Source organism: Brevundimonas sp. P2_A6, assembly GCF_056404975.1.
Map to the genome: position 1 here is coordinate 1,006,831 of NZ_JBFUCZ010000001.1, position 26,622 is coordinate 1,033,452.

At 66.2% G+C, this 26,622-nt stretch carries 31 protein-coding genes; 6 read left to right on the forward strand and 25 right to left on the reverse strand.

Annotated elements, in window-relative coordinates:
* Positions 1-37: 37 nt before the first annotated feature.
* The 8 genes from AC1DW4_RS05110 to AC1DW4_RS05145 all read right to left on the reverse strand — a co-directional run bounded on the left by AC1DW4_RS05110 (position 38) and on the right by AC1DW4_RS05145 (position 7,918).
* On the reverse strand, positions 38-367 hold the full coding sequence (locus tag AC1DW4_RS05110) for an FtsB family cell division protein (RefSeq protein WP_477016142.1): 330 nt from the start codon (positions 365-367) through the stop codon (positions 38-40).
* A gap of 108 nt (positions 368-475) precedes the next feature.
* Positions 476-1,492 carry a M48 family metallopeptidase gene (locus AC1DW4_RS05115; RefSeq protein WP_477016143.1) on the reverse strand — a complete coding sequence of 339 codons (1,017 nt, stop codon included), beginning with the start codon at positions 1,490-1,492 and terminating at the stop codon, positions 476-478.
* A gap of 7 nt (positions 1,493-1,499) precedes the next feature.
* Positions 1,500-2,069 carry a LemA family protein gene (locus AC1DW4_RS05120; protein WP_477016144.1) on the reverse strand — a complete coding sequence of 190 codons (570 nt, stop codon included), beginning with the start codon at positions 2,067-2,069 and terminating at the stop codon, positions 1,500-1,502.
* 77 nt (positions 2,070-2,146) lie between these two features.
* Positions 2,147-4,348: a DNA topoisomerase IV subunit A gene (gene parC, locus AC1DW4_RS05125; RefSeq protein WP_477016145.1), complete on the reverse strand. Its 2,202-nt coding sequence runs from the start codon at positions 4,346-4,348 to the stop codon at positions 2,147-2,149.
* Between the two features lie 39 nt (positions 4,349-4,387).
* The gene (locus AC1DW4_RS05130) at positions 4,388-5,959 is read right to left on the reverse strand and encodes an ATP-binding protein (RefSeq protein ID WP_477016146.1); all 1,572 of its coding nucleotides are present in this window, start codon (positions 5,957-5,959) and stop codon (positions 4,388-4,390) included.
* Between the two features lie 94 nt (positions 5,960-6,053).
* Positions 6,054-6,785, reverse strand: a complete 732-nt coding sequence (recO, locus tag AC1DW4_RS05135; protein ID WP_477016147.1) for a DNA repair protein RecO — start codon at positions 6,783-6,785, stop codon at positions 6,054-6,056.
* Positions 6,785-7,270 carry a nuclear transport factor 2 family protein gene (locus tag AC1DW4_RS05140; RefSeq protein WP_477016148.1) on the reverse strand — a complete coding sequence of 162 codons (486 nt, stop codon included), beginning with the start codon at positions 7,268-7,270 and terminating at the stop codon, positions 6,785-6,787. The genes recO and AC1DW4_RS05140 overlap by 1 nt, the downstream gene beginning before the upstream one ends.
* Before the next feature lie 36 nt (positions 7,271-7,306).
* Complete coding sequence (locus tag AC1DW4_RS05145) at positions 7,307-7,918, reverse strand: flavodoxin family protein (RefSeq protein WP_477016149.1); 612 nt, start codon at positions 7,916-7,918, stop codon at positions 7,307-7,309.
* A gap of 130 nt (positions 7,919-8,048) precedes the next feature.
* Here AC1DW4_RS05145 and AC1DW4_RS05150 point away from each other — a divergent pair, with 130 nt between their 5' ends.
* From AC1DW4_RS05150 to AC1DW4_RS05175, 6 genes are read left to right on the forward strand one after another with little or no spacing between them, the layout of a single operon-like run.
* Complete coding sequence (locus tag AC1DW4_RS05150; protein ID WP_477016150.1) at positions 8,049-8,396, forward strand: ArsR/SmtB family transcription factor; 348 nt, start codon at positions 8,049-8,051, stop codon at positions 8,394-8,396.
* Positions 8,380-8,892: an SRPBCC family protein gene (locus AC1DW4_RS05155; protein ID WP_477016151.1), complete on the forward strand. Its 513-nt coding sequence runs from the start codon at positions 8,380-8,382 to the stop codon at positions 8,890-8,892. Before AC1DW4_RS05150 ends, AC1DW4_RS05155 begins: the two co-directional genes overlap by 17 nt.
* A 7-nt stretch (positions 8,893-8,899) precedes the next feature.
* The gene (locus AC1DW4_RS05160; protein WP_477016152.1) at positions 8,900-9,394 is read left to right on the forward strand and encodes an SRPBCC family protein; all 495 of its coding nucleotides are present in this window, start codon (positions 8,900-8,902) and stop codon (positions 9,392-9,394) included.
* An 11-nt stretch (positions 9,395-9,405) separates the two neighbouring features.
* The gene (locus tag AC1DW4_RS05165) at positions 9,406-9,852 is read left to right on the forward strand and encodes a VOC family protein (RefSeq protein WP_477016153.1); all 447 of its coding nucleotides are present in this window, start codon (positions 9,406-9,408) and stop codon (positions 9,850-9,852) included.
* A complete protein-coding gene (locus AC1DW4_RS05170) occupies positions 9,849-10,241 on the forward strand; it encodes a DoxX family protein (RefSeq protein WP_477016154.1) in 393 nt (130 codons plus the stop codon). Before AC1DW4_RS05165 ends, AC1DW4_RS05170 begins: the two co-directional genes overlap by 4 nt.
* On the forward strand, positions 10,238-10,708 hold the full coding sequence (locus AC1DW4_RS05175; protein ID WP_477016155.1) for an SRPBCC family protein: 471 nt from the start codon (positions 10,238-10,240) through the stop codon (positions 10,706-10,708). Before AC1DW4_RS05170 ends, AC1DW4_RS05175 begins: the two co-directional genes overlap by 4 nt.
* Here the strand turns inward: AC1DW4_RS05175 and AC1DW4_RS05180 are convergent.
* The 17 genes from AC1DW4_RS05180 to nuoN form a co-directional block, all read right to left on the reverse strand.
* On the reverse strand, positions 10,705-11,943 hold the full coding sequence (locus AC1DW4_RS05180) for a serine hydrolase domain-containing protein (protein ID WP_477016156.1): 1,239 nt from the start codon (positions 11,941-11,943) through the stop codon (positions 10,705-10,707). The two genes, AC1DW4_RS05175 and AC1DW4_RS05180, sit on opposite strands and share 4 nt — an antisense overlap.
* Positions 11,944-12,020: 77 nt before the next feature.
* On the reverse strand, positions 12,021-12,968 hold the full coding sequence (gene era, locus AC1DW4_RS05185; protein ID WP_477016157.1) for a GTPase Era: 948 nt from the start codon (positions 12,966-12,968) through the stop codon (positions 12,021-12,023).
* Positions 12,965-13,678, reverse strand: a complete 714-nt coding sequence (gene rnc, locus AC1DW4_RS05190) for a ribonuclease III (RefSeq protein ID WP_477016158.1) — start codon at positions 13,676-13,678, stop codon at positions 12,965-12,967. The genes era and rnc overlap by 4 nt, the downstream gene beginning before the upstream one ends.
* Complete coding sequence (gene lepB / locus AC1DW4_RS05195) at positions 13,678-14,472, reverse strand: signal peptidase I (RefSeq protein WP_477016222.1); 795 nt, start codon at positions 14,470-14,472, stop codon at positions 13,678-13,680. Before lepB ends, rnc begins: the two co-directional genes overlap by 1 nt.
* Positions 14,473-14,938: 466 nt before the next feature.
* Positions 14,939-15,340, reverse strand: a complete 402-nt coding sequence (acpS, locus tag AC1DW4_RS05200) for a holo-ACP synthase (protein WP_477016159.1) — start codon at positions 15,338-15,340, stop codon at positions 14,939-14,941.
* A complete protein-coding gene (locus AC1DW4_RS05205; RefSeq protein WP_477016160.1) occupies positions 15,337-16,095 on the reverse strand; it encodes a pyridoxine 5'-phosphate synthase in 759 nt (252 codons plus the stop codon). The genes acpS and AC1DW4_RS05205 overlap by 4 nt, the downstream gene beginning before the upstream one ends.
* Entirely contained in the window at positions 16,092-16,676 is a 585-nt protein-coding gene (gene pyrE / locus AC1DW4_RS05210; RefSeq protein ID WP_477016161.1) for an orotate phosphoribosyltransferase, read from the reverse strand. The genes AC1DW4_RS05205 and pyrE overlap by 4 nt, the downstream gene beginning before the upstream one ends.
* Before the next feature lie 255 nt (positions 16,677-16,931).
* Positions 16,932-17,633, reverse strand: coding sequence for an ABC transporter ATP-binding protein (locus tag AC1DW4_RS05215; protein WP_477016162.1), 702 nt, complete (start codon positions 17,631-17,633; stop codon positions 16,932-16,934).
* Complete coding sequence (locus tag AC1DW4_RS05220) at positions 17,626-18,927, reverse strand: lipoprotein-releasing ABC transporter permease subunit (RefSeq protein WP_477016163.1); 1,302 nt, start codon at positions 18,925-18,927, stop codon at positions 17,626-17,628. Before AC1DW4_RS05220 ends, AC1DW4_RS05215 begins: the two co-directional genes overlap by 8 nt.
* The gene (gene proS, locus AC1DW4_RS05225; RefSeq protein WP_477016164.1) at positions 18,924-20,237 is read right to left on the reverse strand and encodes a proline--tRNA ligase; all 1,314 of its coding nucleotides are present in this window, start codon (positions 20,235-20,237) and stop codon (positions 18,924-18,926) included. Before proS ends, AC1DW4_RS05220 begins: the two co-directional genes overlap by 4 nt.
* Positions 20,238-20,310: 73 nt before the next feature.
* Positions 20,311-20,574 carry a DUF1467 family protein gene (locus AC1DW4_RS05230; RefSeq protein ID WP_477016165.1) on the reverse strand — a complete coding sequence of 88 codons (264 nt, stop codon included), beginning with the start codon at positions 20,572-20,574 and terminating at the stop codon, positions 20,311-20,313.
* Position 20,575: 1 nt separating this feature from the next.
* Positions 20,576-20,998 carry a methylmalonyl-CoA epimerase gene (gene mce / locus AC1DW4_RS05235; protein ID WP_477016166.1) on the reverse strand — a complete coding sequence of 141 codons (423 nt, stop codon included), beginning with the start codon at positions 20,996-20,998 and terminating at the stop codon, positions 20,576-20,578.
* A gap of 23 nt (positions 20,999-21,021) precedes the next feature.
* Positions 21,022-21,951 (reverse strand): hypothetical protein, encoded by a 930-nt coding sequence (locus tag AC1DW4_RS05240; RefSeq protein ID WP_477016167.1) that lies wholly within the window; start codon positions 21,949-21,951, stop codon positions 21,022-21,024.
* 4 nt (positions 21,952-21,955) lie between these two features.
* Positions 21,956-23,632 (reverse strand): ribonuclease J, encoded by a 1,677-nt coding sequence (locus tag AC1DW4_RS05245; RefSeq protein WP_477016168.1) that lies wholly within the window; start codon positions 23,630-23,632, stop codon positions 21,956-21,958.
* Positions 23,629-24,411, reverse strand: coding sequence for a type III pantothenate kinase (locus tag AC1DW4_RS05250; RefSeq protein WP_477016169.1), 783 nt, complete (start codon positions 24,409-24,411; stop codon positions 23,629-23,631). Before AC1DW4_RS05250 ends, AC1DW4_RS05245 begins: the two co-directional genes overlap by 4 nt.
* Positions 24,408-25,169, reverse strand: coding sequence for a biotin--[acetyl-CoA-carboxylase] ligase (locus AC1DW4_RS05255; protein WP_477016170.1), 762 nt, complete (start codon positions 25,167-25,169; stop codon positions 24,408-24,410). The genes AC1DW4_RS05250 and AC1DW4_RS05255 overlap by 4 nt, the downstream gene beginning before the upstream one ends.
* Positions 25,170-25,173: 4 nt before the next feature.
* Complete coding sequence (nuoN, locus tag AC1DW4_RS05260; protein ID WP_477016171.1) at positions 25,174-26,619, reverse strand: NADH-quinone oxidoreductase subunit NuoN; 1,446 nt, start codon at positions 26,617-26,619, stop codon at positions 25,174-25,176.
* Positions 26,620-26,622: the final 3 nt, after the last annotated feature.

Below are 26,622 nucleotides of genomic sequence, written 5' to 3' on the forward strand. Positions count from 1 at the left end.
CAAAGGCAAAGCGCGCAGGCTCCGCTGTAACAAGAGTTCAGGAGGTCGTGGTCGCCTTGGGGGCCGCGGGTGGCGCGACGACGTGGATCACATAGTCACGCGGATCAGAGAAGCCGAGCACGGCGCTGGCGCGTTCTTCCAGCAGGTCGCGCGACAGACTGCCGGTGCGAAGGTAACGGACACGCACTTCGAGGTCGGCACGCTGCTCGGTGAGGGCCGCCAGCTGCACCTCGCGCTGGGTCAGACGAGCGTCCCGCGCGGCTCCGCTCAGCAGCCCCCTTTCCCCGGTCAGGGCCTGGACACCGAGGTAGCCGATCAGAAGCAACAGGAAGGCGGAGAGGAAGTAGGGCTTCATCCGTTCGATCATTACGGACGCTCCTTCTGAGCGTGGATACAGTTGATCGTGTGTGACCGAAAATGCCTAACAAACCCTAGCTTGACCGCAAGCGTTGCCGCGAATTCCGCCCCCGCTGGATCAGGATACGGGGACCGCCGTGGTCGATGTCTCTAGCGTCGAGCCGTCCCACGGGCCGGGATCTCGCCCGCCCGCGAACTTGATCAGGGCGGCGATCCGCTTGTCGATCGACGGATGGGTGGCGAACAGGGCGTCGGTGAACCCCTCACGCTCATTGTCCAGGAACATCCCCTGGACGTCGTCGGGGGCCTGGAGCTTGGAGCGGCCCGAGACCTTGCGCAGGGCCGAGATCATGGCGTCGGGGTTCTTGGTCAACTCCACCGACCCGGCGTCGGCGACGTATTCGCGCGTGCGTGAAAGCATCATGCGGATGACGATGGCGAAGACATAGCCGACGGCCGCGATGGCCAGCCCGACCAGGATCAGGGCCCCCCCGTTCTTGTTGTCCCGGCTGCGCCCGCCCCGGACGTAGAACATGCCGCGAAAGACCAGCTGACACAGCACGCTGATGATGCCGGCAAAGATCGAGGCGATGATCATGGTGCGCACGTCCTTGTTGATGACGTGGGTCAGTTCGTGGGCCAGAACCGCCTCCATCTCGTCGCGGTCAAGGGCATCGATCAGGCCGCGCGTCACGGTGACGCTGTAGTGTCCCTCGCGGATGCCGGAGGCGAAGGCGTTCAGGCTGTCGCTGTCGATGACACGGAGCGTCGGCGTCCGCAGGCCCCGAGAGATGGCGAGGTTCTCCAGCAGATTGTACAGCGCGGGTTCGTCCTGACGCTCCACCTTCCGCGCGCCCGTCATGGCGTCGATCATCGCCTGATTGCCGAACCAGGCGATGACGAACCAGATCAGGGCGGCGACGACGGCCAGGGGTATGGTCCCTGCCAGCATCGACGTGGCCAGCCCTATATCCTGACCCAGCGTGCCGCCGGAATTGGGCAGGAAGCCGAACCCCATCAAGACCAGCTCGAGCCCGAACAGGACAAGTGTCAGCATGATCGGAAACCCGATCAGCAGCAGGGTCGAACGCGTATTGTTCGCCCAGATATGCGTCTGCAGCCCGACGGCGGCCATGCTGGGCCTAGAACTTCACCGACGGCGGCGCGGCGGTCATGGCGGCACGGTCGGCGGCGTCGACGGCGAAGAACGGCTTTTCGCTGCCAAAGCCGAACATCCCGGCGAACAGCACGGTCGGGAACTGGGCCCGCACCGCGTTGAACTCGGCGACCGCGTTGTTGAAGAACCGGCGTGCGGCGGCCAGCTTGTTCTCGATGTCGGTCAGTTCGCGCTGCAGTTCAAGGAAGTTGGTGTTGGCCTTCAGGTCCGGATAGGCCTCGGCCACCGCGAACAGCTTGCCCAGCGCCCCGGTCAGCATGTTGTCGGCATTGACCTTCTGATCGACGGTCGTGGCCCCGGCGGCGGCGGCGCGGGCCTGGGTCACCGCGTTCAGCGTGCCCTGCTCGTGGGCGGCGTAGCCCTTCACCGTCTCGACCAGGTTGGGAATCAGGTCGTTGCGCTGCTTCAGCTGGACGTCGATGTCGGCGAACGACTGGTCGGCCTTCTGATCCAGCGCGACCAGCCTGTTGTACGATCCCATGATCATGAAGCCGACCACGGCGATGATGGCGACGATGACGATCAGTGCGATCATGACGGTTCTCCCCCGATGTGAAGGCGATTATCGCTCGACCTGACTGCGACGAATAGTGAAATCGCGGAAAGTCTGGGTCAGCGGAATTTGCGCAGTCCCCGCGGTCCCATCCGCCCTGCCCCGGCGCGCTTGCCCAGCCAGTCCTTCCAGTCGGGCCAGTTGCGACGGCGCCCTCCGCCGTCGACCCATTCGGGCCCGTGCGCGCCGTCGAAGACGGCGATGTCGGTCAGGCCTCCTTGCTTGAACGACTGAACCTTGACGCCCTTGCCCCTGCCCATTTCGGGCAATTCGTCAGCCTTGAAGATCAGCGTCTTCAGGTTCTCGCCGATGGTGACAACGTGGTCGCCGGTGACCCGAAGCGCCGCCAGCAGATCGCCATTCAGCACCTGCTTGCCGCCGCGCTTCTGGGCCAGCAACTCGTCTTCCGGCGCGATGAAGCCATAGCCGGCCTTCGATGCGATCAGCAGTTTCGCGCCCGGCTGGTGAGCCAGAACGGCAACGATGCCCGCGCTCTCTTCCAGCTCCACCATCAGGCGCAGCGGCTCCCCGTGGCCGCGCCCGGACGCCAGCTTGTCGGCTCCCACGGTGAAGACACGCCCGTCGGATGCCGCCACCAGCAGCTTGTCGGTCGTGAAGGCGGGCACCAGGAAGCCCAGCGCGTCGCCTTCCTTGAACTTGAGTTCCGACGGATCCTCGACCTTTCCCTTCACCGCACGGATCCAGCCGCGCTCGGACAGGATGACGGTGATGGCCTCGCGCGGGATGAAGGCCTCGGCGGGCACGAAGGCCGAGGTATCGACGGCCTCGGCGATGGTCGTCCGGCGCGGCGAGATCATGACCTTTCGCGTCGCAGCCAGCTCCTGCCCGATCTTCTTCCACTGTTTGGCGGGCGATGACGTCAGCGACTGCAGCGAGGCAAGTTCCTCCGACAGTGCTTTGAATTCATTCTCGATCGTCATCTCCTCGATCCGCGCCAGCTGGCGCAGACGGGTATCGAGGATGAAGTCGGCCTGGGTCTCCGACAGTCCGAAGCGGGCGATCAGCACGGCCTTTGGCTGATCCTCCTCGCGCACGATCCGGATGACCTCGTCCAGGTTCAGGAAGACGATCCGCAGGCCTTCCAGCAGATGCAGCCGCTTTTCGACCCGCTCGATCCGCCAGGCCGAGCGGCGGTTCAGCACCTCGCGACGGTGATCCAGGAAGGCCTGAAGACAGGCCTTCAGCCCCATGACCCTCGGCGTGCCGGTGGCGTCCAGCACGTTCATGTTGACCGGAAACCGCACCTCCAGGTCCGACAGCCGGAACAGGCTCTCCATCAGGCTGTCGGCGTCGATATTGCGGCTCTTGGGGTCCAGGACGATGCGGATGTCCTCCGCCGACTCATCGCGGACGTCGCCCAGCAGCGGAGCCTTCTTCTGCTCGATCAGCTCGGCCAGGGCCTCGATCAGCTTGGACTTCTGGACCTGATAGGGCACCTCGGTGATGACGATCTGATAGCCGCCCCGTTCCAGCGGCTCGCGCTCCCAGCGCGCGCGCAGACGGACCCCGCCTCGCCCGGTCTCATAGGCATCGAGGATCGAAGCATGACCCTCGACCGCCACCCCGCCGGTCGGAAAGTCCGGTCCCGGCACGATCTCGGCCAGCTCCGCCGTCGTCGCGTCCGGCCGCTCGAGCAGGAGCAGACAGGCGTCGATCAGTTCGCCGACATTATGGGGCGGAATCGAGGTCGCCATGCCCACGGCGATGCCGGACGATCCGTTGGCCAACAGGTTGGGAAACCCCGCTGGCAGCACGGTGGGTTCTTCGTCCTGGTCATCATAGGTGGGACGGAAGTCCACGGAATCCTGATCGATTCCGTCCATCAGCAGCATGGCGGCCTGGGTCAGCTTGCACTCGGTGTAGCGCATGGCCGCGGCGTTATCGCCGTCGATGTTGCCGAAGTTGCCCTGCCCGTCGACCAGCGGATACCGTTGCGCGAAATCCTGGGCCAGACGAACCAGCGCGTCATAGATCGAGGCGTCGCCATGCGGGTGATAGCCGCCCATGACTTCACCCACGACCTTGGCGCACTTTCGCGCCGCCGCCTGCGGGTTCAGCCGCATCTGGTGCATGGCGTACAGGATACGGCGGTGCACCGGCTTGAACCCGTCGCGCACGTCCGGCAGCGCCCGGTTGGTGATCGTCGACAGGGCATAGGCCAGGTAGCGGCGGCTCAGCGCCTCGCCCATCGGCTCGTCGACGATGCGGCCGCTCTCAGGCGGGGGAGTGTGGATGGTCATGCAGGCTCGAATCACTCAGGCGAAGGCCTGAGTCTAGCCTCAGACGCCCAGGGCCGTCTCGATTCCGGCCAGCAGACTGGCGGCGGTGATGGGCTTGGGCACATGAAGGTCCGCTCCGGCGGCGTAGGCTCTCTCGCGATGCTCGGCCATGGCATTGGCGCTGAGCATGACGATGGGCGTGCGGATGTCCGTGCCGGCCTGATGGGCGCGGATCGCGCGGGTGGCGGCCAATCCGTCCATGCCAGGCATCTGCATGTCCATCAGGATCACGTCGAACCTGTCCGTGGTCGCGGCCGTCAGGGCCTCGGCCCCGTCCTCGACGATGATCAGGTCGGCGCCGATCCCGTTCAGGATCAGCTCGACGACCCGCTGGTTCGTCGGATGATCCTCGGCGAGCAGAACGCGGAGCGGTCGGTCGGTGTCCATCCTCTCGACCGGTCCCGGGCGACGCGAGAGATCGGTCTTCTGAATCGGGCTGACCCGGGGCAAGGGAAGCCGGATCGAAAAGCAACTGCCGGCACCGGGTTCGGACCGGGCGTCGATGTCGCCACCCATCAGCTGAACCAGGGATCGGCAGATCGACAGACCCAGCCCCGTGCCGCCGAAGCGGCGCGTGATCGTGCTGTCGGCCTGGTTGAAGCGACCGAACAGCAGCGCCGCCTGATCTTCATCAAAGCCGACGCCGGTATCCTGAATGGTCAGGACCAGATAGGTCTGATCGTCCGCGTCTTCCGTCATCCATGCGGTCAGGACGATCCGCCCGACGGCCGTGAACTTGACCGCATTGGACAGAAGGTTGCCGACAACCTGACGCAGGCGGGTGCTGTCACCCAGGAAGGTGCCGCGCGCCTCCGGGGCGATATCGACCACGAAATCGAGGCCCTTGGCGACCGCCTTGGCGCGACTGACGTCGATCGGCCCGCGAATGGCCAGCTCAAGGTCGAAAGCGTGCAGTTCCAGATCCAGCTTGCCGGCCTCGACCTTGGACATGTCGAGAATGTCCGACACGAGCCGTTCCAGCGTCGCGCTCGAATCGCTGATCAGCTCCACCATCTCCATCTGATCCGAGCTGAGCGCGGTCCGCGACAGTGCATCCAGAATACCGATCACGCCGTTCAGTGGCGTGCGAATTTCGTGGCTCATATTGGCCAGGAAATCGGTTTTGGCCCGGTTCGCGGCCTCGGCGGCGATCCGTGCGGTATGCAGGTCCGCCTCGGCGGCGACACGCGCCGTGACGTCGCGCGCCACTCCATAGATGTATCGACCCCGTCGTTGCGCGCGCCATTCCATGGTCAGGTAATGGCCGTCCTTGTGTCGGTACCGGTTGATCTGGCCCCGAGTGGGATCGCCCGGGCGTCGACTCTCGACCTCCCGCACGCTTTCCAGGGTGACGGGCAGGTCGTCGGGATGGACCAGCGAAAGCAGCGGCAGCCCTTCGATTTCGGACGGCTGGTATCCCAGGGTCGTGGTCCAGGACGGGCTGACCTTGATCACGATGCCTTGCAGGTCTCGAATGACCAGAAGATCGACGGAAACGTCGAAGAACGTGGCGATGTCTCCGCCGTTTGCGTCAGGCACGAAGATGTCGAAATCGTCGATGAGTGGCAACATCGTCTAAAATACCCCGGCCCTGACATTGACCGGCAGCGTACACAAATGGGGTTAAGCCGCGATTGACCCTGCGCCCTGCGGCGTGGATTTTCGGTCAAAGGCGGTGTTGTTCCGCCAGCTTCGCGACCATCCAGACGCGCGCCTGCGGAAGCGGGCGGTTTTGGGGATGGAACACGAACTGCTCCAGGAAATGGCCAGTCAGATCCAGACCGTCGCGCACGTCGCCGTCACGCAACCCGGCCTGGGCACCCAGCATGAAGGGCGGGAGTTTCAAGAGCTTGTCGGCGTACGGGGCGCCCGCGCCTGAGCTGACAGACCGACCCGTTCGGGGGCTGACCCAGATCAGATCGTCCATCGAACCCGTGACGGCACAGCGGGACAGGTCCAATCCGAACCCCAGATCTTCCAACAGACCCGCTTCGAACCGCACGAAGATCGCTGGCCAGACCGCCGGGACGGCGAACGCCGACATCAAGGCTTCGAACGCCAGAAAGGCACCCGGATGCGGCTCACGCTCCGGCAGCGCTCCTTGCGCCACGGCGGCCGCAGCGGCCAGGCCGGCCAATGCCAACCCGTCGTCGAACAATGCGCTTGGCCCCTCCCCCACGGGCTCAAGGCGCGCAGACCCGAGGTGGTCGGCCGTGCGGGCGCGGTAGTCTGCGATGACCCGGGCCCCGGCCTGCAGAAAGGGCTTCATCCGGCGCGAGGCCCCGCCCGCCACATAGGCCGCCTGCCGGCCGTGAGTCTCGGTCAGCAGATCCACCACGACGCCCGTATCCCCGTGGGACCGCGCCGACAGGACGAAAGCTTCCTCATGAAACTCCATCAGGGAGCCGGGGCCTCCCTGGCCGTTTCATACGCCTTGATGATGCGCGCGATGGGGCTGGCCAGATCGTTGGGGACAGCCAGGCTGAGGACGTATTGCTCGATCTTCCAGCCACCGTCCGTGAGACGCATGACGCCCGAGCCGCGCGTCCGGCCATAGTTGTCATTGGTCAGCTGTTCCTCGAACCAGGCCACGCAGCGACACTCGATCGGGGCGATGGTGATGACCCGCGCGGTGGCTGGATAAGACCAGCCCTTGCCTTGTTCGAAATAGGGCGTGGCATAGGCCCGGAACTGTTCGACCGTCCAGTGTTCGCCTGCATCTGTGCCGATGAAGCGCGCGTCGGGCGTGTAGAGCGCGAAATAGGCATCCGCATCGGCCGCGGTCGATGCCGCGTTCAGTCGATCCAGAACGGCGGCGACTTCGGTCTCCGGCGTGGTGGCCTGGATGCTCAGGGCCGCGAGGGCGGCGAATATCAAGGACACGAGGGCCTCCGGCACGGGAAAGCCCCCGTCGTAGCGCTACTCGCCGCTTTCGGGAACCGGATAGGTCTCGGACGAGATCGCCTTGGCGATCGCGATCAGGTTCCGCGCGGCGTTGCGGCCGACACGGTCGGAGTAGTCGTGGCCCTGATCCGTCTCGGTGTAGTCGGGTCCCGGTCCTGGGCCCAGGTGCCAGTAGGTCCAGCTTTGACCCGGAATGGTAAAGCCCATGTCGATCAGACCCTGGCAGACGGTGGCGACGATGTTGTGGGCTCCGTCCTCGTTGCCGGTGACGACGACGCCCGCGACCTTGCCGAAGGCGACGGGACGTCCACTATCGTCGGTCTCGCCAAACCAGGCATCCATCCGTTCCAGCGCGCGCAGACAGACGCTCGACATCTGGCCCAGCCAGGTGGGTGTCGCGAACACGACGATGTCGGCGGCCTTCAACCTGGCGTCGATCGCGGGCCAGCCGTCCCCCTTGCCCTCGTCGGCCGTGACGCCGGGACGGATGTCGTGATCAACGAGGCGGATCATTTCGACCTCGGCCCCGCCCTTTTCCAGCTCGGCCGACACCACCTTGGCCAGGGCTTCGGTGTTCGACGGTTCGGGCGATGCCTTCAAAGTGCAACTGAGGATGACGGCTCGCATGGGTATCTCCATTGGGTCCCGCTTCCAACGGCGGCGCGCCGAGGGCGTTCCCGACATTTATTTAACTCCCCGGTTGCCTACGCGATCAGGGACGTGCATTTAACCGATCAGTTGAACAAGAAATGCCGCCATGCAAGCCGATGCTCTGTCTGCAAAGTTCGCCGCCCTGGCCGACCCGACCCGTCGAGCCATCCTTGCGCGGCTGGCGGAAGGTGACGCCAGCGTCAACGATCTGGCGGCCCCATTCGACATGAGCTTGCCCGCAGTTTCCAAACATCTGAAAGTGCTGGAAAAGGCAGGACTAATTTCTCGCGGCAGGCAAGCGCAGTGGCGTCCCGCCCGGCTGGAACCGATGGCGCTGAAAGGTGTCGCGGAATGGCTCGAACACTACAGACGATACTGGGATTCCAGCTTCGATCGCCTCGAAACCTACCTCACTAAAATCCAGAAAGGTGACCCCAATGGCCCACGAAACTGAGACCGCCGAAGCGCAGATCGACCCTTGCGTCGCAACCGGCGAGCATCGCCACGAACTGGTCCTGGAGCGCTTTCTGGACGGCACGCCCGAACAGATCCGCCGCTGCTGGATGGACCCGGCCCTTCTGTCGCAGTGGTTCTGTCCAAAGCCCTGGTCGATCACCGACGCGGTGATCGAGCCAGAGGTCGGCGGGCGTTTCGCCTTCACCATGCACGGACCGAATGGCGAGGTCATGCCGAATGACGGCGTCTTCCTTTTGATCGAGCCGACGCGCTGGATCACCACGGACGCTTTCGTGAAGGGCTGGTTGCCGGCCGGTCTTCCCTTCATGTCGGCCGAGGTGGCTCTGACCGCACAGCCCGACGGCAAGACCCGCTATGTCGCCACCGCCCGTCACTGGAACGAGGCGACCAGGCAGCAGCACGAGCAGATGGGTTTCCAGGAAGGCTGGGGCGCGTGCGCCGATCAGCTGAACGCCTTGCTCAAGACGCTGTGAGGCGGTCGTGAGCACGGTCGCGACCACCCTGCCCGATCTGCCGACGCTGGCTCCACATCGGTTGGAGCTGGAGCGGATCTTCGATGCGCCCCGTGCCCTGGTCTGGATGGCGTGGACCCGGCCGGAGATGCGGGTTCACTGGCTGGGTCCGATCGAATGGCCGATGCTGTCGGGGACCAACGACCTGCGGGTCGGCGGTCTGTGGCGCGCCTGCCTGGGTTCGGCCACGACGGACGAGGTCCTGTGGCAAGGCGGTATGTATCGTGAGGTGGTCGAGCCGGAGCGCCTGGTCTTCACCTTCAAGTGGGACGAGAGCCATGAGGACGGACCGCCCGCAGACACTCTGGTGACCGTCGTCCTGCACGAGCTGCCGGATGGCCGGACCCGCATGGTCTTCGTCCACGAGGGCCTGAAGTCGGAACGCAGCCTGGAAGGGCACACCCATGGCTGGACCTCCACGTTCGGTCGGCTGGACGTCTGGCTGTCGCAAAAACAAACCTGAAGGAGACGACCATGAAGATCGTGACAAGCCTAAGCTTTGCGGGAAATTGCCGCGAAGCCTTTGATTTCTACGCCAGGGTCCTGGGTGGCGAGATCACCGCCGCCATGACGTACGGTGACGCCCCGCCCGAAATGGGACTGCCGGCCCAGATGAAGGACTGGCTGATGCACTGCTGGTTGCAGGTCGGCGACCAGGCGCTGATGGGATCGGACATGCATTCCGACTGGGCGACCCATATCAACGAGCCCAAGAACGGCTTTGACGTCACCTTGCATTTCGACGGCTTCGCAGAGGCGCAGCAGGCGTTCGACGCCCTGGCCGAGGGAGGGAAGATCGTGATGGCCTTCGCCGAGACCTTCTGGTCGCCGGGGTTCGGCAGCCTGACCGACAAGTTCGGCATACCATGGATGATCAACGTCCAACCTGTGGAGGGCTGGAAGCCTGGCGGTGCGTCATGAAGGCCTCCCCCACGATCTGGATCGGCCGCGTACTGACCGGCCTGTTCGCCCTGTTCATGCTGGGCGCGTCCATCTATCCCAAGTTTTTCATGCCGGACGTCGTGGCCGCGAACATGGGTCCCAGCGGCTGGACGCCGGACAAGACCTTGCTGCTGGGCTTGATCGAGCTGGGATGCCTGGTGCTCTATCTGATCCCCCGCACCGCTGTCCTCGGGGCGGTACTGATGATGGCCTATCTGGGCGGGGCGCTGGCGACCAATCTTCGCGTCGACAATCCTCTGTTCAGCCACACGCTTTTCAGCGTCTATCTCGGCCTGTTCATGTGGGGCGGCCTGTGGCTTCGCAACGACCGGTTGCGGGCGCTCTTTCCGATCGTGAGGACGACATGATCATCGACCCCGGCATTCCGGCCGAGCAGCGCTCGCTGCGTCTGACCCGCACCTTCGACGCACCGCCATCCCTAGTCTTCAAATGCTGGACCGACCCGGCGAGGCTGGCAGCGTGGTGGGCACCGCGTCCCTTCACCATGCCACAACTCACCCTGGATATTAGGCCCGGCGGGAAAATCGAGGCGGTGATGCGTTCGCCCGAGGGTCAGGAGCACGGTTTCGACGGCGAATACATCGCTGTGGACGAACCGGCCCGCCTGGAGTTCCGCACCCGGATCCGTCAGGATGGAGCCATCCTGTTCGAAAACCACCATGTGGTGACCTTCGCCGACGATGGCGACGGGACACTGTTGACGCTGCAGGTTACGCTGCTGTCGGCCGAGGCGGGGGCCGCGCCGTATCTGTCGGGCATGGCCCAGGGCTGGACGATGTGCCTGGATCAGCTGGCCGAGGTTGTGGTCGCCTAGTGCGCCAGAGCCTGCGGAAAGGGATGGCCTAGGGCCTCGGCCATCCCCTGCTGCGAGATCAACAGGACCTGAGGCTGCTGGTGATAGTTGTTCGACAGCACGATCACGGCGATCCGCGCATCGGGCTGCCATGTGACCAGGTTGCGGAAGCCCGACCAGCTGCCGGTATGGTAGATTTCCCAATCCTCGAACGCCGGCGTCACGCGCTCGCCCAGACGGTTGGCCATCAGACCATAGCCCCAGTCGCGACGACGAAGACCGTTCCGCTCCTTGGGCTGATCGGCCGGGGCGTGATCGGCGATCATCTGGGCATAGGTGGACGGCGCCAGCACGTGGCCGCCGTGCAGCGCCCGTTCCCAGACCAGCATGTCGTCCAGCGTCGAATAGAGCGCGCCCGCCCCCGACACGATGGAGACATTGGGTTGGCGCTGGGCGGTCAGGCCAGCCGGGAATGTCGCGTGTCCGGTGACGATGCCGAGATCACTATCGTCGTCGAAGCCGGTGTCCGTCATGCCCAGCGGCTCGAAGAAGGTGGTCCGCAGATAGTCGGGAAAGGCCATCCCGCTGGCTTTTTCCACCACGGCCGCTGCGAGGTTGAACCCCGCATTGTCATAGGTCAGCTTCGAACCTGGCATGAAGGACAGGCTGAATGCCTTTGAGTCTTCTGTGAGTTCGTTCAACGTTGCGGGCGTCACGCGCCGATTGCCCCATCCTGGCCGCGCCATCAGGTCCGGGATGCCCGAGGTGTGCGACAGCAGATGGCTGAGCCGGATCGGTGCCCATGCGGCCGGACACGGCTGGATCCACTTGCAAACGGGGTCGTCGACCGACAGCCTCCCCTGATCCTGCAGCTTCAGAATGGCGGCGGCCGTGAACTGCTTTGACACCGAGGCGAGTCGGAAACGCGAGTTGATCCGGTTGGGCGCGCCCGTGGCGACGTCCGCTGTTCCATAGGCCTGGCGGAACAGAATCTGGTCGCCGCGCGCGACCAGCACAGCCCCCATGAACCGGCCCACGTCCGCCTCGCGCTGAAGGCGCGCGCCGAGTTGGGGCAGGTCCTGCACCACTTCGACCGGCGGCCGTTCCGGCAGGGCCGCGCGATATGACGGGGCCGTCGGCACGGGCCGCGCCGTCAGGGCGGCGGCAAGACCGGCCCCGCCGATCAGGGCCGCGATGGCGATCAGGCTGAGGACAAGCCGGGGATGGGCCCCGGAGGTACGCGGAACGTGGAACATGGGGCTTGGTAACGGCTCCGCGCGATTCGTCACGCCCGACCGGCGTTCCCGCGCTCAACTCTGCGCGAGCGGATGTCCTAGACGTCGAAGTCCAGGCCGAACTGGGCATAGAGGGCCCGGCTGTCCTGCCATTTGGGATCGACCTTGACGGTCAGGAACAGATGCACCGGCCGGTCCAGCAACTCGGTCAGCTCCTCGCGCGACTTCTGGCCGATCCACTTCAGGGTCTGGCCGCCCTTGCCCAACACGATCGGACGCTGGCTCTCCCGCTCGACATAGATGGTCTGTTCGATCCGGGCCGAGCCGTCGGCCTTTTCGTCGAAGGCCGTGGTCTCCACCGCCGCCGAATAGGGCAGCTCTTCGTGGACGCGCAAATAGACCTTCTCGCGCGTGATCTCGGCCGCCAGCACGCGGATCGGCACGTCGGCGGACTGATCCTCTGGATACAGCCAGGGACCCTCGGGCATCGACATCGCCAGACGCTGCTTCAGGTCGTCGACCCCGTCGCCTGACAGGGCCGAGATCATATAGACCTCGGAATAGACGCCGGTTTCGAACAGGGCGTGTGACAGGGCCAGCAGGGTGTCGCGGCGCATGCCGTCGATCTTGTTCAGCGCCAGGATGACCCGGGTGTCGGTCGCCTTCAGATTGGCGATAATGGTCTCGGTGTCCTCGGCGGACTTGCGATCGGCGGGCGTGCCCTCCTTGCCGTCCGAGGCGATGTGAGAGGCCGCGTCGATCAGGTGAACGACCACATCCGCATCCTGCGCCCCGCCCCAGGCCGAGGCGACCATGGCGCGGTCCAGACGGCGGCGCGGGGTGAAGATGCCGGGCGTGTCGACCAGGACGATCTGGGCGCTGCCCTCCATGGCGATGCCCCGCACGGGAAACCGCGTCGTCTGGACCTTCTGGGTGACGATGGAGACCTTTGATCCCGTCAGGCGGTTCACCAGCGTGGATTTGCCGGCGTTGGGCGCGCCGATGATGGCGGCGAAGCCCGCGCGGGTATTCGAGGTCTCGGTCAAATCACGCCTTCTCGTTGCAACATGGCGGTCGCGGCCGCCTTTTCCGCGTCCTGACGCGAACGCCCGGTCGCGGTCAAGGGTTCGACGCCCTCGATGGTCACCTCGACCGTGAAGGTCGGAGCGTGGTCGGAGCCAGTCTGGCCCATGACGCGATAGGCGGGCAGAGGCCGCCCCTGGCCTTGCGCCCATTCCTGTAGCGCGGATTTCGGATTGTTGAGCGCGCGTGGCGCGGGCGACGACAGTTCATGAGCCCAGGCGCGGTCGAAGACGGCGCGGGCCGCATCCAGCCCGCCGTCCAGGAACACCGCTGCCAGCAAGGCCTCGACCGCATCGGCCACGACACCTTCTTTGCGACGACCGCCCGTCTTGGTCTCGCCAGGCGAAAGGCGTAGCGCCGCACCGATCTTCAGCGCCTCGCCCACCCGCCCGCAGGCGTGCTTGTCGACCAGGGCGTGCAGGCGCGAGGACAGTTCGCCCTCGTCCGCCGCTGGAAAATCCTGATGCAGCCGCTGGGCGACCAGCAGGCCGAGCACCCGGTCGCCCAGGAACTCCAGCCGCTCATTGTGGCGCGCGGGCTTGCCGGCGGCCTTGTCGGCCCCCTCCCCCACGCTGGAATGGGTCAGGGCCCGCTCCAGCAGGGCGGGGTCGCGGAAGACATGGCCGATGCGGTCGACCAGCGCGGCCACCGCTTCGGCCCGGGCATTCGTCATCAGTCGAGGATCTTGAAGAAGCGGCTCAACCGGATGTTCCGGAACCAGCTGACCGGGTTCCACAGCGAGGCCCCCGGCGACCAGGAGAACATGATGATCTCGGCCTTGCCGACCAGATTCTCGTCCGGCACCAGGCCGACACCGGCCGATTCCTGAACACGGCTGTCGATCGAGTTGTCGCGGTTGTCGCCCATCATGAAGTAGTGGCCGATCGGCACTTCATAGACCCCGGTGTCGTCCAGATCGCCGCCGGGACCAAAGTCCTGCGTCATGAAGGTCTTGCCGTTGGGCAGGGTCTCGCGGACCTCGGTCACCGGACGAGGCCCGAACACGTCGGCGACCTCGGACGCGCCCACGGTCACGTCCTGAACCGGTGTGCCGTTGATGTAGAGCTTGTTGGCGATCATCTGGATCTTGTCGCCCGGCAAGCCGATCACGCGCTTGATGTAATCAGTCTTGTCGTCGCGCGGCAGCTTGAACACCACGATGTCGCCCCGGTTCGGGGCCCGGCCGAAGACCCGGTCATCACCCAGCGGCAGATTGACCGGCAGTCCCGACGAGAACTTCGAATAGCCATAGGCCCACTTCGACACGACGATGTAGTCGCCCTCATACAGGTTCGGCTCCATCGAGGCCGACGGGATGGTGAAGGGCTGGAACAGCAGGACCCGCAGGACAAAGGCGATGGCCAGGGCCACGACGATGGTCTTGACGATCTCGAAGGTCTCGGACGCGGCCGATCCGCCCCCGTCGTGGTCGTCGTCGCGCGCCGCGACGCGAGCGCCGGCGGGGATCTTTTCCTTGCGATCGTCGAAGGGCGCGTCGCCCTGATCGCTCCAGATCGGGCGGGGCGCGGATGCGGACGTCACGGGTGCCGCGACCGGCGCCGGGGCGGCCACCGGCTCGGGCGTCGGCGAGACGTCAGGCTGGTCGTGGGTTTCGGACGCGGCATGCGGCGCGCTGTCCTCGACGTGTTCCTGAGGCGTCAGTAGCGCCTCCGGCGCATCGCTTTCAGAGGCTGCGAAGGCCTCTTCGGTCGTCTCCGGCGCGTGGTGATCTTCGGCGTCGTGCGCCGGGGCATCGGGTTCCGGGGCGTGATGATCGTGCGCGGCGGCCCCATGCCCGGACGGTTCCGGCGGCGGCGCGGGGCTGTCGTGGGTTTCGTCCGCGTGCGGGCCGCGCTTGATCTCTTCGCTCATCGTCTGACAGCCTGTCCCCGGCCGCGCGATGCGGCCTCGTCAACGCACGCCTATATACCGATTACGCCATCGGCAAGGCTTCGATCACCACGAAGGCGAGTGCATACGGGTGTTCGTCAGACAGCGTCAGATGAATGCGCGCGGTGTGTCCCGGCGGCGTCAGTCGCGCCAGATGGTCGGCCGCCGGACCGGTCAGGGCCAGGGTGGGCTGGCCGGACCGCAGGTTCACCACTCCCATGTCCTTCCAGTAGACGTCGCGGCGCATGCCGGTGCCCAGGGCTTTGGCACAGGCCTCCTTGGCCGCGAAGCGCTTGGCATAGCTCCAGGCCGCATCGGGCTTGCGCTCCGAGCGGGTCCGCTCGATCTCGGTGAAGCACCTGTTCTTGAAGCGATCGCCGAAGCGGTCGATCGACGACTGGATGCGCCGAATGTCCGACAGGTCCGCGCCGACCCCGATAATCACGACACGACGGGCTCGCGCGCCTGATCCATCAAGGTCCGCATCCGGGCGATCGCGGGACCCAGACCGACGAAGATCGCCTCTCCGATCAGGAAATGGCCGATGTTCAGTTCCATGATCTCGGGGATCGCGGCGACGGCGGTGACGGTCTCATAGTCGATGCCGTGGCCCGCATGGACCTCCAGCCCCAGGCTGTGCGCAAGGCCGGCTGCAGTCCTCAAGGCGGTCATTTCGCGCTCCGCATCGTCCAGCCGCCCGTCGCGCACGGCGTCGCAATAGGCTCCGGTATGAAGCTCAACGACGGCTGCGCCCGTCCGGTGCGCGGCCTCGATCTGGGCGGGATCGGCCCCGATGAACAGGGAGACTCGCGAACCAGCCTCGTTCAGCCGCCCCACGACGGGCGTGATCCAGTTGTGACCACCGACGACGTCGAGTCCGCCCTCGGTCGTCCGCTCCTCGCGCTTTTCAGGCACCAGACAGACGGCGCGGGGCCGGTGATGCAGGGCGATGGCCAGCATCTCCTGCGTCACCGCCATCTCCAGGTTCAACGGCCGGTCCTGATCGCGCAGCACGGCCGAGAGGTGGTCGATATCGGCGTCCGAGATGTGGCGACGGTCCTCGCGCAGGTGCGCCGTGATGCCATCGGCCCCGGCCTCCAAAGCCTCTCGAGCCGCCCGGACCGGATCGGGATACAGTCCGCCGCGCGCATTCCGCACCGTGGCGACGTGGTCGATGTTCACGCCGAGGCGAAGGGTCATTTCGCCAGCCTGCGACTGCCCGGATCCTCGATCGGCAGGGCCGCCAGCTCGGCTGGCAGGGCATCGGCGGGATAGGCGGGCACATCCAACGTGGCCAGGGCGATCAGGGGCACGCCGACATCGGCCCGGCCGCCCGAACGATCGACGATGCAGGCGGCGGCCACGACATCGCCGCCCGCCTCCCGGATCGCGGCGATGCACTCACGGCTCGACAGGCCTGTGGTCACGATGTCCTCGACCATCACCACCTTCTGGCCCGGCTCGACGTGAAAGCCCCGGCGAAGTTTGAAGGCCCCGCCTTCGCGCTCGACATACATCGACGGGACGCCCAGGTGCCGCGCGGTCTCGTAGCCGGGGATGATGCCGCCGACGGCCGGCGATATGGCGACATCGACCGACCCGACCGCAGCGACGACCTTCTCCGCCAGCGCCCTGCACAGCCGCTCGCAGCGGCGGGCGTCCATGAAGACCAGGTTCTTCTGCAGGAACACCGGGCTGTGCAGGCCCGAGGACAGCACGAAATGCCCCTCGCGCAGGGCACCGGCAGAGCGGAATTCGTTCAGGACGTCTTCGGAGGTCATGGTGCGGTCTTAGTGCCTCCCCGAAAGCTCGTGAACCCTCTCCATCGGCTCGGACGAGGGCGCATTCGGTCGCATCCCGCCCCCCGTCGCCGCCAGCGGACGCGATGGCGGCGATCCAAAACCGGGAACTACGAAATCTAGAATAATAAAACAGTGGTTTATGCTGATATCCTGAAACGCGACATCAAGTTTTGGACTCGTTGGACTCGGTGTCGATCGAGTCCACCCGAGCCCTTGGCGAAAGCCTTGCACAGGCTAGTATTCGCGGCTCTCGGCCTGACGCTCTTCCAGCAGTCCCTCCTTCAGGGCGAAGACCCGGTCCATGTGACCGGCCAGCTCCATGTTGTGGGTGGCGATCAGGGCCGCGACGCCGGTTTCCTTGACCAGCTTCTGCAGGGCCTCGAACACCGTTTGGCTGGTGGCGGGATCCAGGTTGCCGGTCGGCTCGTCGGCCAGCAGCAGGCGCGGGCTGTTCGCCAAAGCGCGCGCCAGCGCCACGCGCTGCTGCTCCCCGCCCGACATCTGGGCCGGCTGGTGCAGGGTCCGCTCGGCCAGACCCAGGGACCCCAGCGCCGTCGCGGCGCGGGCGCGGGCGTCCGTCTCGGAATAGCCGGCGATACGCATGGGCAGGGCCACGTTGTCCCTCGCGTCGAACTCCGGCAGCAGATGGTGAAACTGATAGACGAAGCCGATCCGCGACAGGCGCAACCGCGTCCGCGCCCGCTCGTCGAGGCTGCCCACATCCTCACCGTCGATCCGCACCTCGCCCGAGGTAGGTCGTTCCAGCAGGCCGGCGGCATGCAACAATGACGACTTGCCCGATCCTGATGGACCGATCAGCCCGACCAGTTCGCCGGGGAAGATATCGAGGTCGACGCCCTTCAGCACGGTCAGACCGCCCTGCCCGGTCGCATAGGTGCGGGTGATCCCGCGCAGGCTCAGCACAGGACTACTCATAACGCAGGGCCTCGACCGGATCGATGCGCGACGCGTTCCACGACGGCGGCAGGCTGGCCACGCAGCTCATGATCAACGACCACAGGGCCACCCAGAACACGTCGACCGGATCGACCTCGGCCGGGATGGCGTCCAGCATATAGACGTCGGCGTTGAACAACTGGACGCCTGTGATCGCCTCCAGGAAATGCTGGATCGGCCCGATGTTCAGGCAGAACAGCAGGCCCAGGGTCAGGCCCGCCAGTGTCCCCGCCACGCCGATGGTCGCGCCCGCCATGAAGAAGATGCGCAGGATCGACGAAGGGCTGGCCCCGATGGTGCGCAGGATGGCGATGTCGCGCCCCTTGTTCTTCACCAGCATGACGATGCCGGAGATGATGTTCATGGCGGCGATGGCGACGACCAGACCCAGGATGATCGACATGGCCACCCGCTCGACCTTCAGCGCGCCCCAGAAGGCGGCGAGGCGATCGCGCCAGTCCTGAACGAAGGCCCCCGGCCCGGCGGCGGCGCGGACCGGCGCGATATAGTCACCGACCCGATCCGGCTGGGCGACCTTCATCTCGATCACGTCCCAGACGCCCTCCTTGCCGAAGAACAGCTGGGCCTGCTCCAGCGGCATGAAAATGAAGATGCGGTCGTAATCGGCCGTGCCCGACGAATACATGCCGCCGACGCGATAGGTCTTGGACAGCCCGCCCAGGTTGCCGAAGGCCGAGTCCGCCCCGGTCGGCGAATAGATCTGGATCGGATCGCCGACCCGAACGCCCAGCTGATCCGCCAGCGCCTGTCCGATCAGGACGTTGTCGCCGCCATAGGCCCCCTGGCCGAAGCTGGCCTTGGCCTGGGGCGACAGGCTGGAGGACACATACTGCATCGTGTCGAGGTCTTCTGGACGCAGGCCTCGAACGACCCCACCCGTCGTCTGGCCGCCCGCGATGATCAGGGCCTGCGATTCTGTCAGCGGGCTGACGCTGACGACGCCCTCGACACCCCGCAGACGATCGACGATGGCGTCACGGTTGGGCGCGTTCAGCACCTGACCCTGCACATACATGTGCCCGTTGAAGCTCAGCATCCGACCCAGCAGCTCGGTGCGGAACCCGGCCATGATGCTCATGACGCTGATCAGGACCGCGACGGCCAGCATGATGCCGATGAAGCTGATAATGGCGATGGTCGCCACCCCGCCCTCCTTGCGCTTGGCGCGCAGATAGCGAAGCGCCAGGCCGATCTCCCAGGCGGAAAAAGCCCCGGCGGGTTTGGGCGGCGCGCCCAGCGGCGTCGCGGTCAACCGATCCGCTCCATCGCCTGATCCAGCGGCAGGATCGATTTCTCGCCCGTCGCGCGGCGCTTCAGCTCGACCACGCCCTCGGCCACGCCCTTGGGACCGATGACCAGCTGCCACGGGATCCCGATCAGGTCGGCGGTCGCGAACTTGCCACCCGGCCGTTCGTCGGTGTCGTCATAGAGGACCGACTTGCCGGCCGCTTCGAGCGCATCGACAGCCGCCTCGCAGGCCTCGCAGACCGAAGGGTCGTTGGCGCGCAGGTTGATGACCACCACGTCGAACGGGGCCACGGCGTCGGGCCAGATGATACCCGCGTCGTCATGGCTGGCCTCGATAATCGCGCCCAGCAGGCGAGAGACCCCCACGCCGTAGGAGCCCATGTGGACCTCGGTATCCACGCCGTCCGGCCCGGCGACCCTGGCCTTCATCGGGGCCGAGTATTTGGTGCCGAAATAGAAGATGTGGCCAACCTCGATGCCGCGCGCCGAAAGGCGGTCGCCCTCGGCGGTCTGGGCCTCGAACTGGGCCGCGTCGTGCATCTCTTCGGTGGCGGCGTAGAGGGCGGTGCGCTCGTCGAACACGGCCTGGACGCTCGCGGCGTCGAAGTCATATCCAGGAGGGGCCATCTCGACCAGCTTGCGATCGCAGAAGACTTCGCTCTCGCCGGTCTCGGCCAGGACGATGAACTCGTGGCTAAGGTCACCGCCGATCGGGCCGGTGTCGGCACGCATCGGCACAGCCTTCAGACCCATGCGGGCGAAGGTGTTCAGATAGGCCACGAACATGCGGTTGTAGGCTGTGCGCGCCGACGCCTCGTCCAGATCGAACGAATAGGCGTCCTTCATCAGGAACTCGCGCCCGCGCATGACGCCAAAGCGTGGCCGACGCTCGTCCCGGAACTTCCACTGGATGTGAAACAGGTTCAGCGGCAGGGCCTTGTAGCTCTTCACGAAGCTGCGGAAGATGTCGGTGATCATCTCCTCGTTGGTCGGCCCGTACAGCAGCTCGCGCTCGTGCCGGTCGGTGATGCGCAGCATCTCGGGGCCATAGGCGTCGTAGCGGCCGCTCTCGCGCCACAGGTCGGCCAGTTGCAGGGTGGGCATCAGAACTTCGACGGCCCCTGCTCGCTCCTGTTCCTTGCGCACGATCTGCTCGATGCGGTTCAGAACCCGCAGGCCCAGCGGCAGCCAGGCATAGATGCCGGCGGCTTCCTGCTTGATCATCCCGGCCCGCAGCATCAGCTGATGCGAGACGATCTGGGCGTCGCTGGGCGCCTCTTTCAGCGTGGGCAGGAAATAGCGCGACAGGCGCATGGGCGTCTCGAATGCGAAGGCGTCAGGGAAAGCCCCTGCTTTAGCCGTTAGAGCGGGGCAAAAGCTAGGCGGTCTAGACCGCGGGCGGGGCCAGGTCCGGCAGAGGCATCCAGCCGATAAACACCAGGAACATCACCAGAGCCCAGACGATCAGGGCGACCCAGGTCGTGGTGATGAACTTGCGCTTCAGGTTCGGCGTCTTGGGCGCGCCCCACTGACTGCCGTCGGTCGGCGGCTCGTGCGTCTCGGCCGAGGTGCCCAGCGGCAGGATGCCGAACAGGACCACCCACCAGACGACGACGTAGATGGCGAACATGGTCACGGGGCCGATGGGCATGTCAGTGCGCCTCCTTCGGCGCTTCCATGAGCTCGATCAGGACGCCGCCCATGTCCTTGGGGTGCAGAAACAGGATGGGCGTGCCGTGCGCCCCGATCCGCGGCTCGCCCGTGCCCAGGATCGAGGCCCCCTTGGCGCGCAGGGTATCGCGGGCGGCGATGATGTCCTCGACCTCGAAACAGACGTGGTGCTGACCGCCCTTGGGGTTCTTGGCCAGGAAGCCGTGGATCGGGCTGTCGTCGCCCAGCGGCTCGATCAGCTCGATCTGGCTGTTGGGCAGGTCGATGAAACAGACGCGCACGCCCTGCGCCGGCAGGTCGAACGGTTCGTCCGCCTGCGTGGCCCCCAGCATGTCGCGATACAGGGCGACGCTGGCCTCGATGGAGGGGGTCGCAACGCCGATATGGTTCAGTCTGCCGATCATGGCCGACGCTATGGCCCCTCGCCTCACGCCGGGCAAGCCGCGCCCATGCCGGGAGCCCGCAAAGCCAGCAAGGTGGATCGTCGCACCTGCGCCGACATCAGGCCCGCGTTCTCCAGGATGCAGCCGACCACGGTGTTGGAGTTGGGTGCCAGTAACCCATAAGGTCGGTCCAGCGCGTTCAGCCGCTTACGCGCCGCCTCCAGCGCGGCGGGGGCGGCGGCCACCACGGCCGGGTCGCGGCTGACGATGGTCATCTCGTGCAGGGCCTCGCCCGAACTGGGGAAGTCGTAGGCGTCGTCGTCATAGGGCGCGATCCGGGCCGACAGGCGCTGCGGATCGCCGGTGTGGATCGGAAACTTCGCCTCCTGGCTGGCCGAGAACACCAGCGCTTCGCCCTGCTCCGGCACGACCAGAATGTAAGCATGGCGCGGGAACAGCAGATACTGCGCCATCCATTTGGTGACCCAGACCATCGGCGCGTCGTCCGGCCCCAGCGCATGCGCCCCGACATAGATGCCCGGCGGCATGACCCGGCTGTCGATCCGCCCGTTCAGCGCCTGCATCCGGTCGATGATCACCTGATCCAGCAGGAAGGTGCCGCCCTCCGATGCCCGCTCGAAATGGGCGCGGATGTCGGCGGCGCTCGGCTTGTCGCCGACCTCGCCGCCGTGCACGACGCGGAAGGCCTCATCCGACGTCGGTCGCTCGCCTGTCGTGCTGAACCACAGCACGCCCAGCTCATGCGCGGTGCGCGAAGCCGGGTTCTCCCCCCTGAAGGTGGACAGGCTGAGGCCCAGGTTGACGACGGCGAACAGCACGACGAACCCCGCCAGACCCTGCCCCGCGATCACCGCCCACTTGCGCCAGCCGTTGAGCGGATAGCGGGCCTTGGCGATGCGTCGGCGAAGGCGGCGCGCCCGGTCCCGAACCCTTTCGAAGACCGGGCGTGCCACGATCCTAAAGCCTCAGGATCACCGTCTCGACGATGGGGCGGCGGTCCCAGATCTGCTGCGACGCCTTCTTAAGCACCCGCGCCACGGCCTGTTCGACCACCATGTCGTCGTCGCGCGCCTCGCCCTTCAGGCTGTTGACGGCCTGTTCGACGCGTTCCGCCAGATCGTCCAGCGAGTCGCCCAGCGTGGTCACCTCGTCGCCCGGCAGGCCGATGCCGCGCACGTCGATGTCGCTGACGATCTTGCCGCGCTTGTCCATGGCGAAGCTGACGACCAGCACGCCGTTGGTCGAGGCGTGACGACGCTCGCGCAGGGCCTCGCCCTTCTCGGTCACCACCATGCCGCCGTCGACATAGAGGCGGCCGTTCGGCACCTCGTCGATGATGGCGGCGACGCCGGGGGCCAGGCGGACCAGGTCGCCGTTGCGGGGTGTCACCGTCTCCGGCACGCCCAGATCGCGGGCCAGCGCCGCGTGCTCCATCAGGTGGCGGCGCATGCCGTGGGTCGGGACCGAGATGCGCGGGCGGGCCCAGGCGTACATCTGGCGCATCTCGTCCCGGCACGGGTGGCCGGAGACGTGGATACCGGGATGGTCCTTCTCGGTGTAGAGGCGCACGCCCCGGTCGGCGAGCCGGTCCTGCAGCTCGGCGATCGGCAGTTCGTTGCCCGGGATGACCCGCGACGAGAAGATGCAGTGGTCGCCCAGCCCCAGCTTGATGAAGGGATGCGATCCGTCGGCGACGCGCGACAGGGCGGCGCGGTCCTCGCCCTGGCTGCCGGTGCACAGATACAGGATCTCGTCGGCGGGCCAGTGACGGGCCTCGTCCTCGGACAGGATGGCCTTGGAGTCATTGAACAGGCCGACGTGTTTCGCAGCCGCCGTGATCCGGTGCATCGACCGCCCGGCGAGGGCAACGCGACGGCCGGCCTTGTCCGCCGCCTTGATCACGCTGACCATCCGCGCGACGTTGGAGGCGAAACAGCCGACCGCGATGCGGCCCTTCTTCAGGCTGCCGATCAGTTCGATCAGACCCTCCTGTGCCTCCAGCTCCGACCCGGCCTCGCCCTCGACGAAGACGTTGGTCGAATCGCAGACCATGGCCAGCAGGCCCTCGTCGCCCATCTTCTGGATGGTGGCGATGTCGGTCGGCTTGCCGATGATGGGGTTGGGATCCAGCTTCCAGTCGCCGGTGTGGAACACGGTCCCCAGCGGCGTCGTGATCTTCAGCCCGCTGGGCTCCGCGATCGAGTGGGTCATCGTCACGAAGTCGACGCTGAACGGCCCCAGATCGACGTGGCCGCCCATCGGCACCTCGATGATCTTGACGTCCCGCAGGCCCCGGTCGCGCAGCTTCTCGCGGATCAGGAAGGCGGTGAAGGGCGTGGCGTACAGCGGTGCCTTCATCCGCTCCCACAGCCACGGCAGGGCCCCGATGTGGTCCTCGTGCGCATGGGTCAGCAGGATGCCCTTTATCGTCTCGCCTTCCAGGAAGGCGGGGTCGGGCACGATGATGTCGACGCCGGGCGTGGACTGGTCGCCGAAGGTCACGCCCACATCGACGATGATCCACTGGCGGTCCTCTTCGGAGCCATAGCCGTAGCAGTTGAGGTTCATACCGACCTCGCCCGAGCCGCCGAGCGGCAAGTAGACGAGTTCGTCGTTCGCTTTGATTTTTGTCATGTGTCCGTCAGATGGGTATTGCGGCGCCAGATTTCGAGCAGGCCGCGGATGGTCAGGTCCGGATCGAACCGGTCGATGGATTGTGTTGCGCCTTCGAACAGGCTGGCCACGCCCCCGGTCCCGACGACGGTCATGGGTGCCCCCCACTCGGCCTTGATGCGGGCGACCATGCCCTCGATCAGGCTGACATAACCCCAGAAGACCCCGGACTGCATATTGGACACGGTGTCCTTGCCGATCACGGTGTCGGGCTTCTGGATCGCGATGCGCGGCAGCATGGCGGCGGCCTCATGGAGGGCCTGAAGGCTCAGGTTGATGCCGGGCGCGATGGCCCCGCCCTCGAATGCGCCGTCCGCCGCAATGACGTCGAACGTCGTGGCCGTGCCGCTGTCGATGACGATCAGGTCGCCGGGATAGACCAGGTGCGCGCCGATGGCGTTGACCAGCCGGTCGGCGCCGGCCTCGCTCGGCTTCTTGATGCGCACGGGGATGCCCAACTCGACGTTGTCGCCGATGACCAGCGGTTCCACCGACAGATAGCGCCGGGCCAGATTTCGCAAGTTGAAGATCGACTGCGGGACGACGCTGGAGATAATGCAGCCGGTCAGGCTGGCCAGTTCGATCCGGCGCATCGCCAGCAGCTGCGTCAGCCAGACGGCGTATTCGTCGGCGGTGCGGCTGGCCTCGGTCGCGGTGCGCCATTGGGCGATCCAGCTCTCGCCGTCATGGACCGCGAACAGCGTATTGGTGTTGCCCTGTTCGATGGCGAGCAGCATCATGCGGCTCTCTCATGCGCGTCGGTGCCGAAGAAGACGTCACCGGCCGAGATCAGGCGAAGGTCGCCACTGGCCGTCCGAAGCCGGAGCGCGCCGTCCGGTTCCACCCCATCGGCGATGCCCTCGACCGTCTCGTGACCGAGCCGAGCGACGCAGGGGCCATCAAGGCCGTTGGTGCGCCTGGTCCAGGCGTCGAGAATGGGTTGGAAGCCCAGGCTCTCCCAGCGCGCGTGCCAGACGGCGAAGGCCTCGGCCAGCACGGTCGCGGCGGCGTCGATGGAGGGTGGATAGGCGACATCGGATCTCAGGTGAGCGGCCAGGCTGGTCGCTGGACGCTCGGTTCCCTCCGGCGCATGGGCCAGGTTCACGCCGATGCCGACGGCCAGCCACAGGGTGCCCGACGCATGGGTGCCCGACTCGATCAGAATCCCTGCCGCCTTCTCGCCCGCCAGCATCACATCGTTGGGCCATTTGATGCTGACCACGCCCGGAACGGCGAAGGCGTCCAGCAGGTCGGCGACCGCGAGTGCGGCGACGAAGGTCACCTGGGCCGCCTCGGCCGGGGCCTTGGTCGTAAGGGTCAGCAGGGTGGCGAACAGGTTGCCGCTGTCGCTGTTCCACTCGCGCCCGCGACGCCCGCGCCCGGCGGACTGACGGCGAGCGACGATCCACTGTCTGGTCGTCTCGCCGGCCTCGGCGCGACGTCGCGCCTCGGCGTTGGTGGAATCGATCTCGTCGAGCAGGTGGATGGGCGGCGTCACCGCCCTACTTCGCTCCGAACCCGGTGGCGGCGATGCGGGTCAGGGGCTCCAGCCAGGTCAGGCCGATGATCACCAGCGGGAACGAAAAGGCCGCGCAGGCCCAGCCGATCCACTGCGCTTCGACCGGGGCCTTGTCGGTGGCGATCGTGCCTTCGGGGGCCGCGTCGAACCACATCAGCTTGATGATCCGCAGGTAGTAGAAGGCCGCCACGACCGAGGCCACCAGACCCGCCGCCGCCACCATCCAGTAGCCGGCAGAGGCCGCAGCGCCGAACACGTAGTACTTGCCCCAGAAGCCGGAAAACGGCGGCATGCCTAGCACGGACAGCGACAGCACGGTGATGGCGATGGCCGTGACCGGCCGGTCGGTCTTGAGCCCCGCCAGATCGGCGATCTTGCGGATCGGGCGGCCGTTCCGGCTCAGCGAAAGCAGGATGGCGAAGAAGCCCATGGTGTCGATCATGTACAGCGTCATGAACATGACCATGGCCTGCAGGCCCTGCTGCGTGCCCGCGGCGATGCCCAGGATGGCGTAGCCGATGTTGGCGATCGACGAATAGGCCAGCAGACGCTGGATATCCTTCTGCGCCAGACCACCCCACGCCCCCACGACGAAGCTGGCCAGCGCGATCAGGATCAGCACCTGCGCCCACTGGTCGTGCGCCTGCAGGAAGCCTTCGCTGAGCGCGCGGGCGAACAGGACCATGGCGGCCATCTTGGGCGCGGTCGTGAAGAAGGCCACGACCGGCGTCGGTGCCCCCTCATAGACGTCGGGCGTCCACATGTGGAACGGCGCGGCGGACACCTTGAACGCCAGGCCGCAGATCAGGAACACCAGGCCGAAGATCAGGCCGGGGCCGGGGTTGGCGGTCGCGTAGGCTGCGATGCCGTCGAAATGCATCGTGCCCGAGAAACCGTAGATCAGGCTGGAGCCGTAGAGCAGCAGGCCCGACGACAAGGCCCCGAGCACGAAATACTTCAGGCCCGCTTCGGATGCCTTCAGGTCGTCGCGGTGATAGGCGGCCAGGATGTACAGGGCCAGGGAGTGCAGCTCGACCCCGACGTAGAGGCTGATCAGGTCGCCCGACGACACCATCATGCCCATGCCGACGGCGGCCAGGACGATCAGGATCGGGAACTCGAACCGGGCGATGCCGGTGCGATGCATCCAGCCTCCACCCAGCACGACGGCCACAGCCGAGGCCAGATAGATGGCGACCTTGGCATAGACGGCCAGCGGATCGGCGACATAGGCCCCGTTGAAGGCGGTGCCCAGCGGGCCGGTCGCGGCGACGGCAGCGGCCGCGATCAGCAGCGCCACCGACAGGATGGACACCAGACGCGCCGACTTCTCGCCGATGAAGGCACCGACCATCAGCAGGACGAGCGCGCCGATGGCGAGTGTCAGTTCCGAGGCGGCGAGATGGATGGCTTGGGACAGATCAGGCATTAT

What these genes read in the sequence shown, in the direction of transcription:
- AC1DW4_RS05110 (WP_477016142.1), bottom strand. Translation starts at nt 367, where the DNA reads ATGATCGAACGGATGAAGCCCTACTTCCTCTCCGCCTTCCTGTTGCTT.
- AC1DW4_RS05115 (WP_477016143.1), bottom strand. Translation starts at nt 1,492, where the DNA reads ATGGCCGCCGTCGGGCTGCAGACGCATATCTGGGCGAACAATACGCGT.
- AC1DW4_RS05120 (WP_477016144.1), bottom strand. Translation starts at nt 2,069, where the DNA reads ATGATCGCACTGATCGTCATCGTCGCCATCATCGCCGTGGTCGGCTTC.
- parC (WP_477016145.1), bottom strand. Translation starts at nt 4,348, where the DNA reads ATGACCATCCACACTCCCCCGCCTGAGAGCGGCCGCATCGTCGACGAG.
- AC1DW4_RS05130 (WP_477016146.1), bottom strand. Translation starts at nt 5,959, where the DNA reads ATGTTGCCACTCATCGACGATTTCGACATCTTCGTGCCTGACGCAAAC.
- recO (WP_477016147.1), bottom strand. Translation starts at nt 6,785, where the DNA reads ATGGAGTTTCATGAGGAAGCTTTCGTCCTGTCGGCGCGGTCCCACGGG.
- AC1DW4_RS05145 (WP_477016149.1), bottom strand. Translation starts at nt 7,918, where the DNA reads ATGCGAGCCGTCATCCTCAGTTGCACTTTGAAGGCATCGCCCGAACCG.
- AC1DW4_RS05150 (WP_477016150.1), top strand. Translation starts at nt 8,049, where the DNA reads ATGCAAGCCGATGCTCTGTCTGCAAAGTTCGCCGCCCTGGCCGACCCG.
- AC1DW4_RS05155 (WP_477016151.1), top strand. Translation starts at nt 8,380, where the DNA reads ATGGCCCACGAAACTGAGACCGCCGAAGCGCAGATCGACCCTTGCGTC.
- AC1DW4_RS05165 (WP_477016153.1), top strand. Translation starts at nt 9,406, where the DNA reads ATGAAGATCGTGACAAGCCTAAGCTTTGCGGGAAATTGCCGCGAAGCC.
- AC1DW4_RS05170 (WP_477016154.1), top strand. Translation starts at nt 9,849, where the DNA reads ATGAAGGCCTCCCCCACGATCTGGATCGGCCGCGTACTGACCGGCCTG.
- AC1DW4_RS05175 (WP_477016155.1), top strand. Translation starts at nt 10,238, where the DNA reads ATGATCATCGACCCCGGCATTCCGGCCGAGCAGCGCTCGCTGCGTCTG.
- AC1DW4_RS05180 (WP_477016156.1), bottom strand. Translation starts at nt 11,943, where the DNA reads ATGTTCCACGTTCCGCGTACCTCCGGGGCCCATCCCCGGCTTGTCCTC.
- rnc (WP_477016158.1), bottom strand. Translation starts at nt 13,678, where the DNA reads ATGACGAATGCCCGGGCCGAAGCGGTGGCCGCGCTGGTCGACCGCATC.
- AC1DW4_RS05205 (WP_477016160.1), bottom strand. Translation starts at nt 16,095, where the DNA reads ATGACCCTTCGCCTCGGCGTGAACATCGACCACGTCGCCACGGTGCGG.
- pyrE (WP_477016161.1), bottom strand. Translation starts at nt 16,676, where the DNA reads ATGACCTCCGAAGACGTCCTGAACGAATTCCGCTCTGCCGGTGCCCTG.
- AC1DW4_RS05215 (WP_477016162.1), bottom strand. Translation starts at nt 17,633, where the DNA reads ATGAGTAGTCCTGTGCTGAGCCTGCGCGGGATCACCCGCACCTATGCG.
- proS (WP_477016164.1), bottom strand. Translation starts at nt 20,237, where the DNA reads ATGCGCCTGTCGCGCTATTTCCTGCCCACGCTGAAAGAGGCGCCCAGC.
- AC1DW4_RS05230 (WP_477016165.1), bottom strand. Translation starts at nt 20,574, where the DNA reads ATGCCCATCGGCCCCGTGACCATGTTCGCCATCTACGTCGTCGTCTGG.
- mce (WP_477016166.1), bottom strand. Translation starts at nt 20,998, where the DNA reads ATGATCGGCAGACTGAACCATATCGGCGTTGCGACCCCCTCCATCGAG.
- AC1DW4_RS05245 (WP_477016168.1), bottom strand. Translation starts at nt 23,632, where the DNA reads ATGACAAAAATCAAAGCGAACGACGAACTCGTCTACTTGCCGCTCGGC.
- AC1DW4_RS05250 (WP_477016169.1), bottom strand. Translation starts at nt 24,411, where the DNA reads ATGATGCTGCTCGCCATCGAACAGGGCAACACCAATACGCTGTTCGCG.
- nuoN (WP_477016171.1), bottom strand. Translation starts at nt 26,619, where the DNA reads ATGCCTGATCTGTCCCAAGCCATCCATCTCGCCGCCTCGGAACTGACA.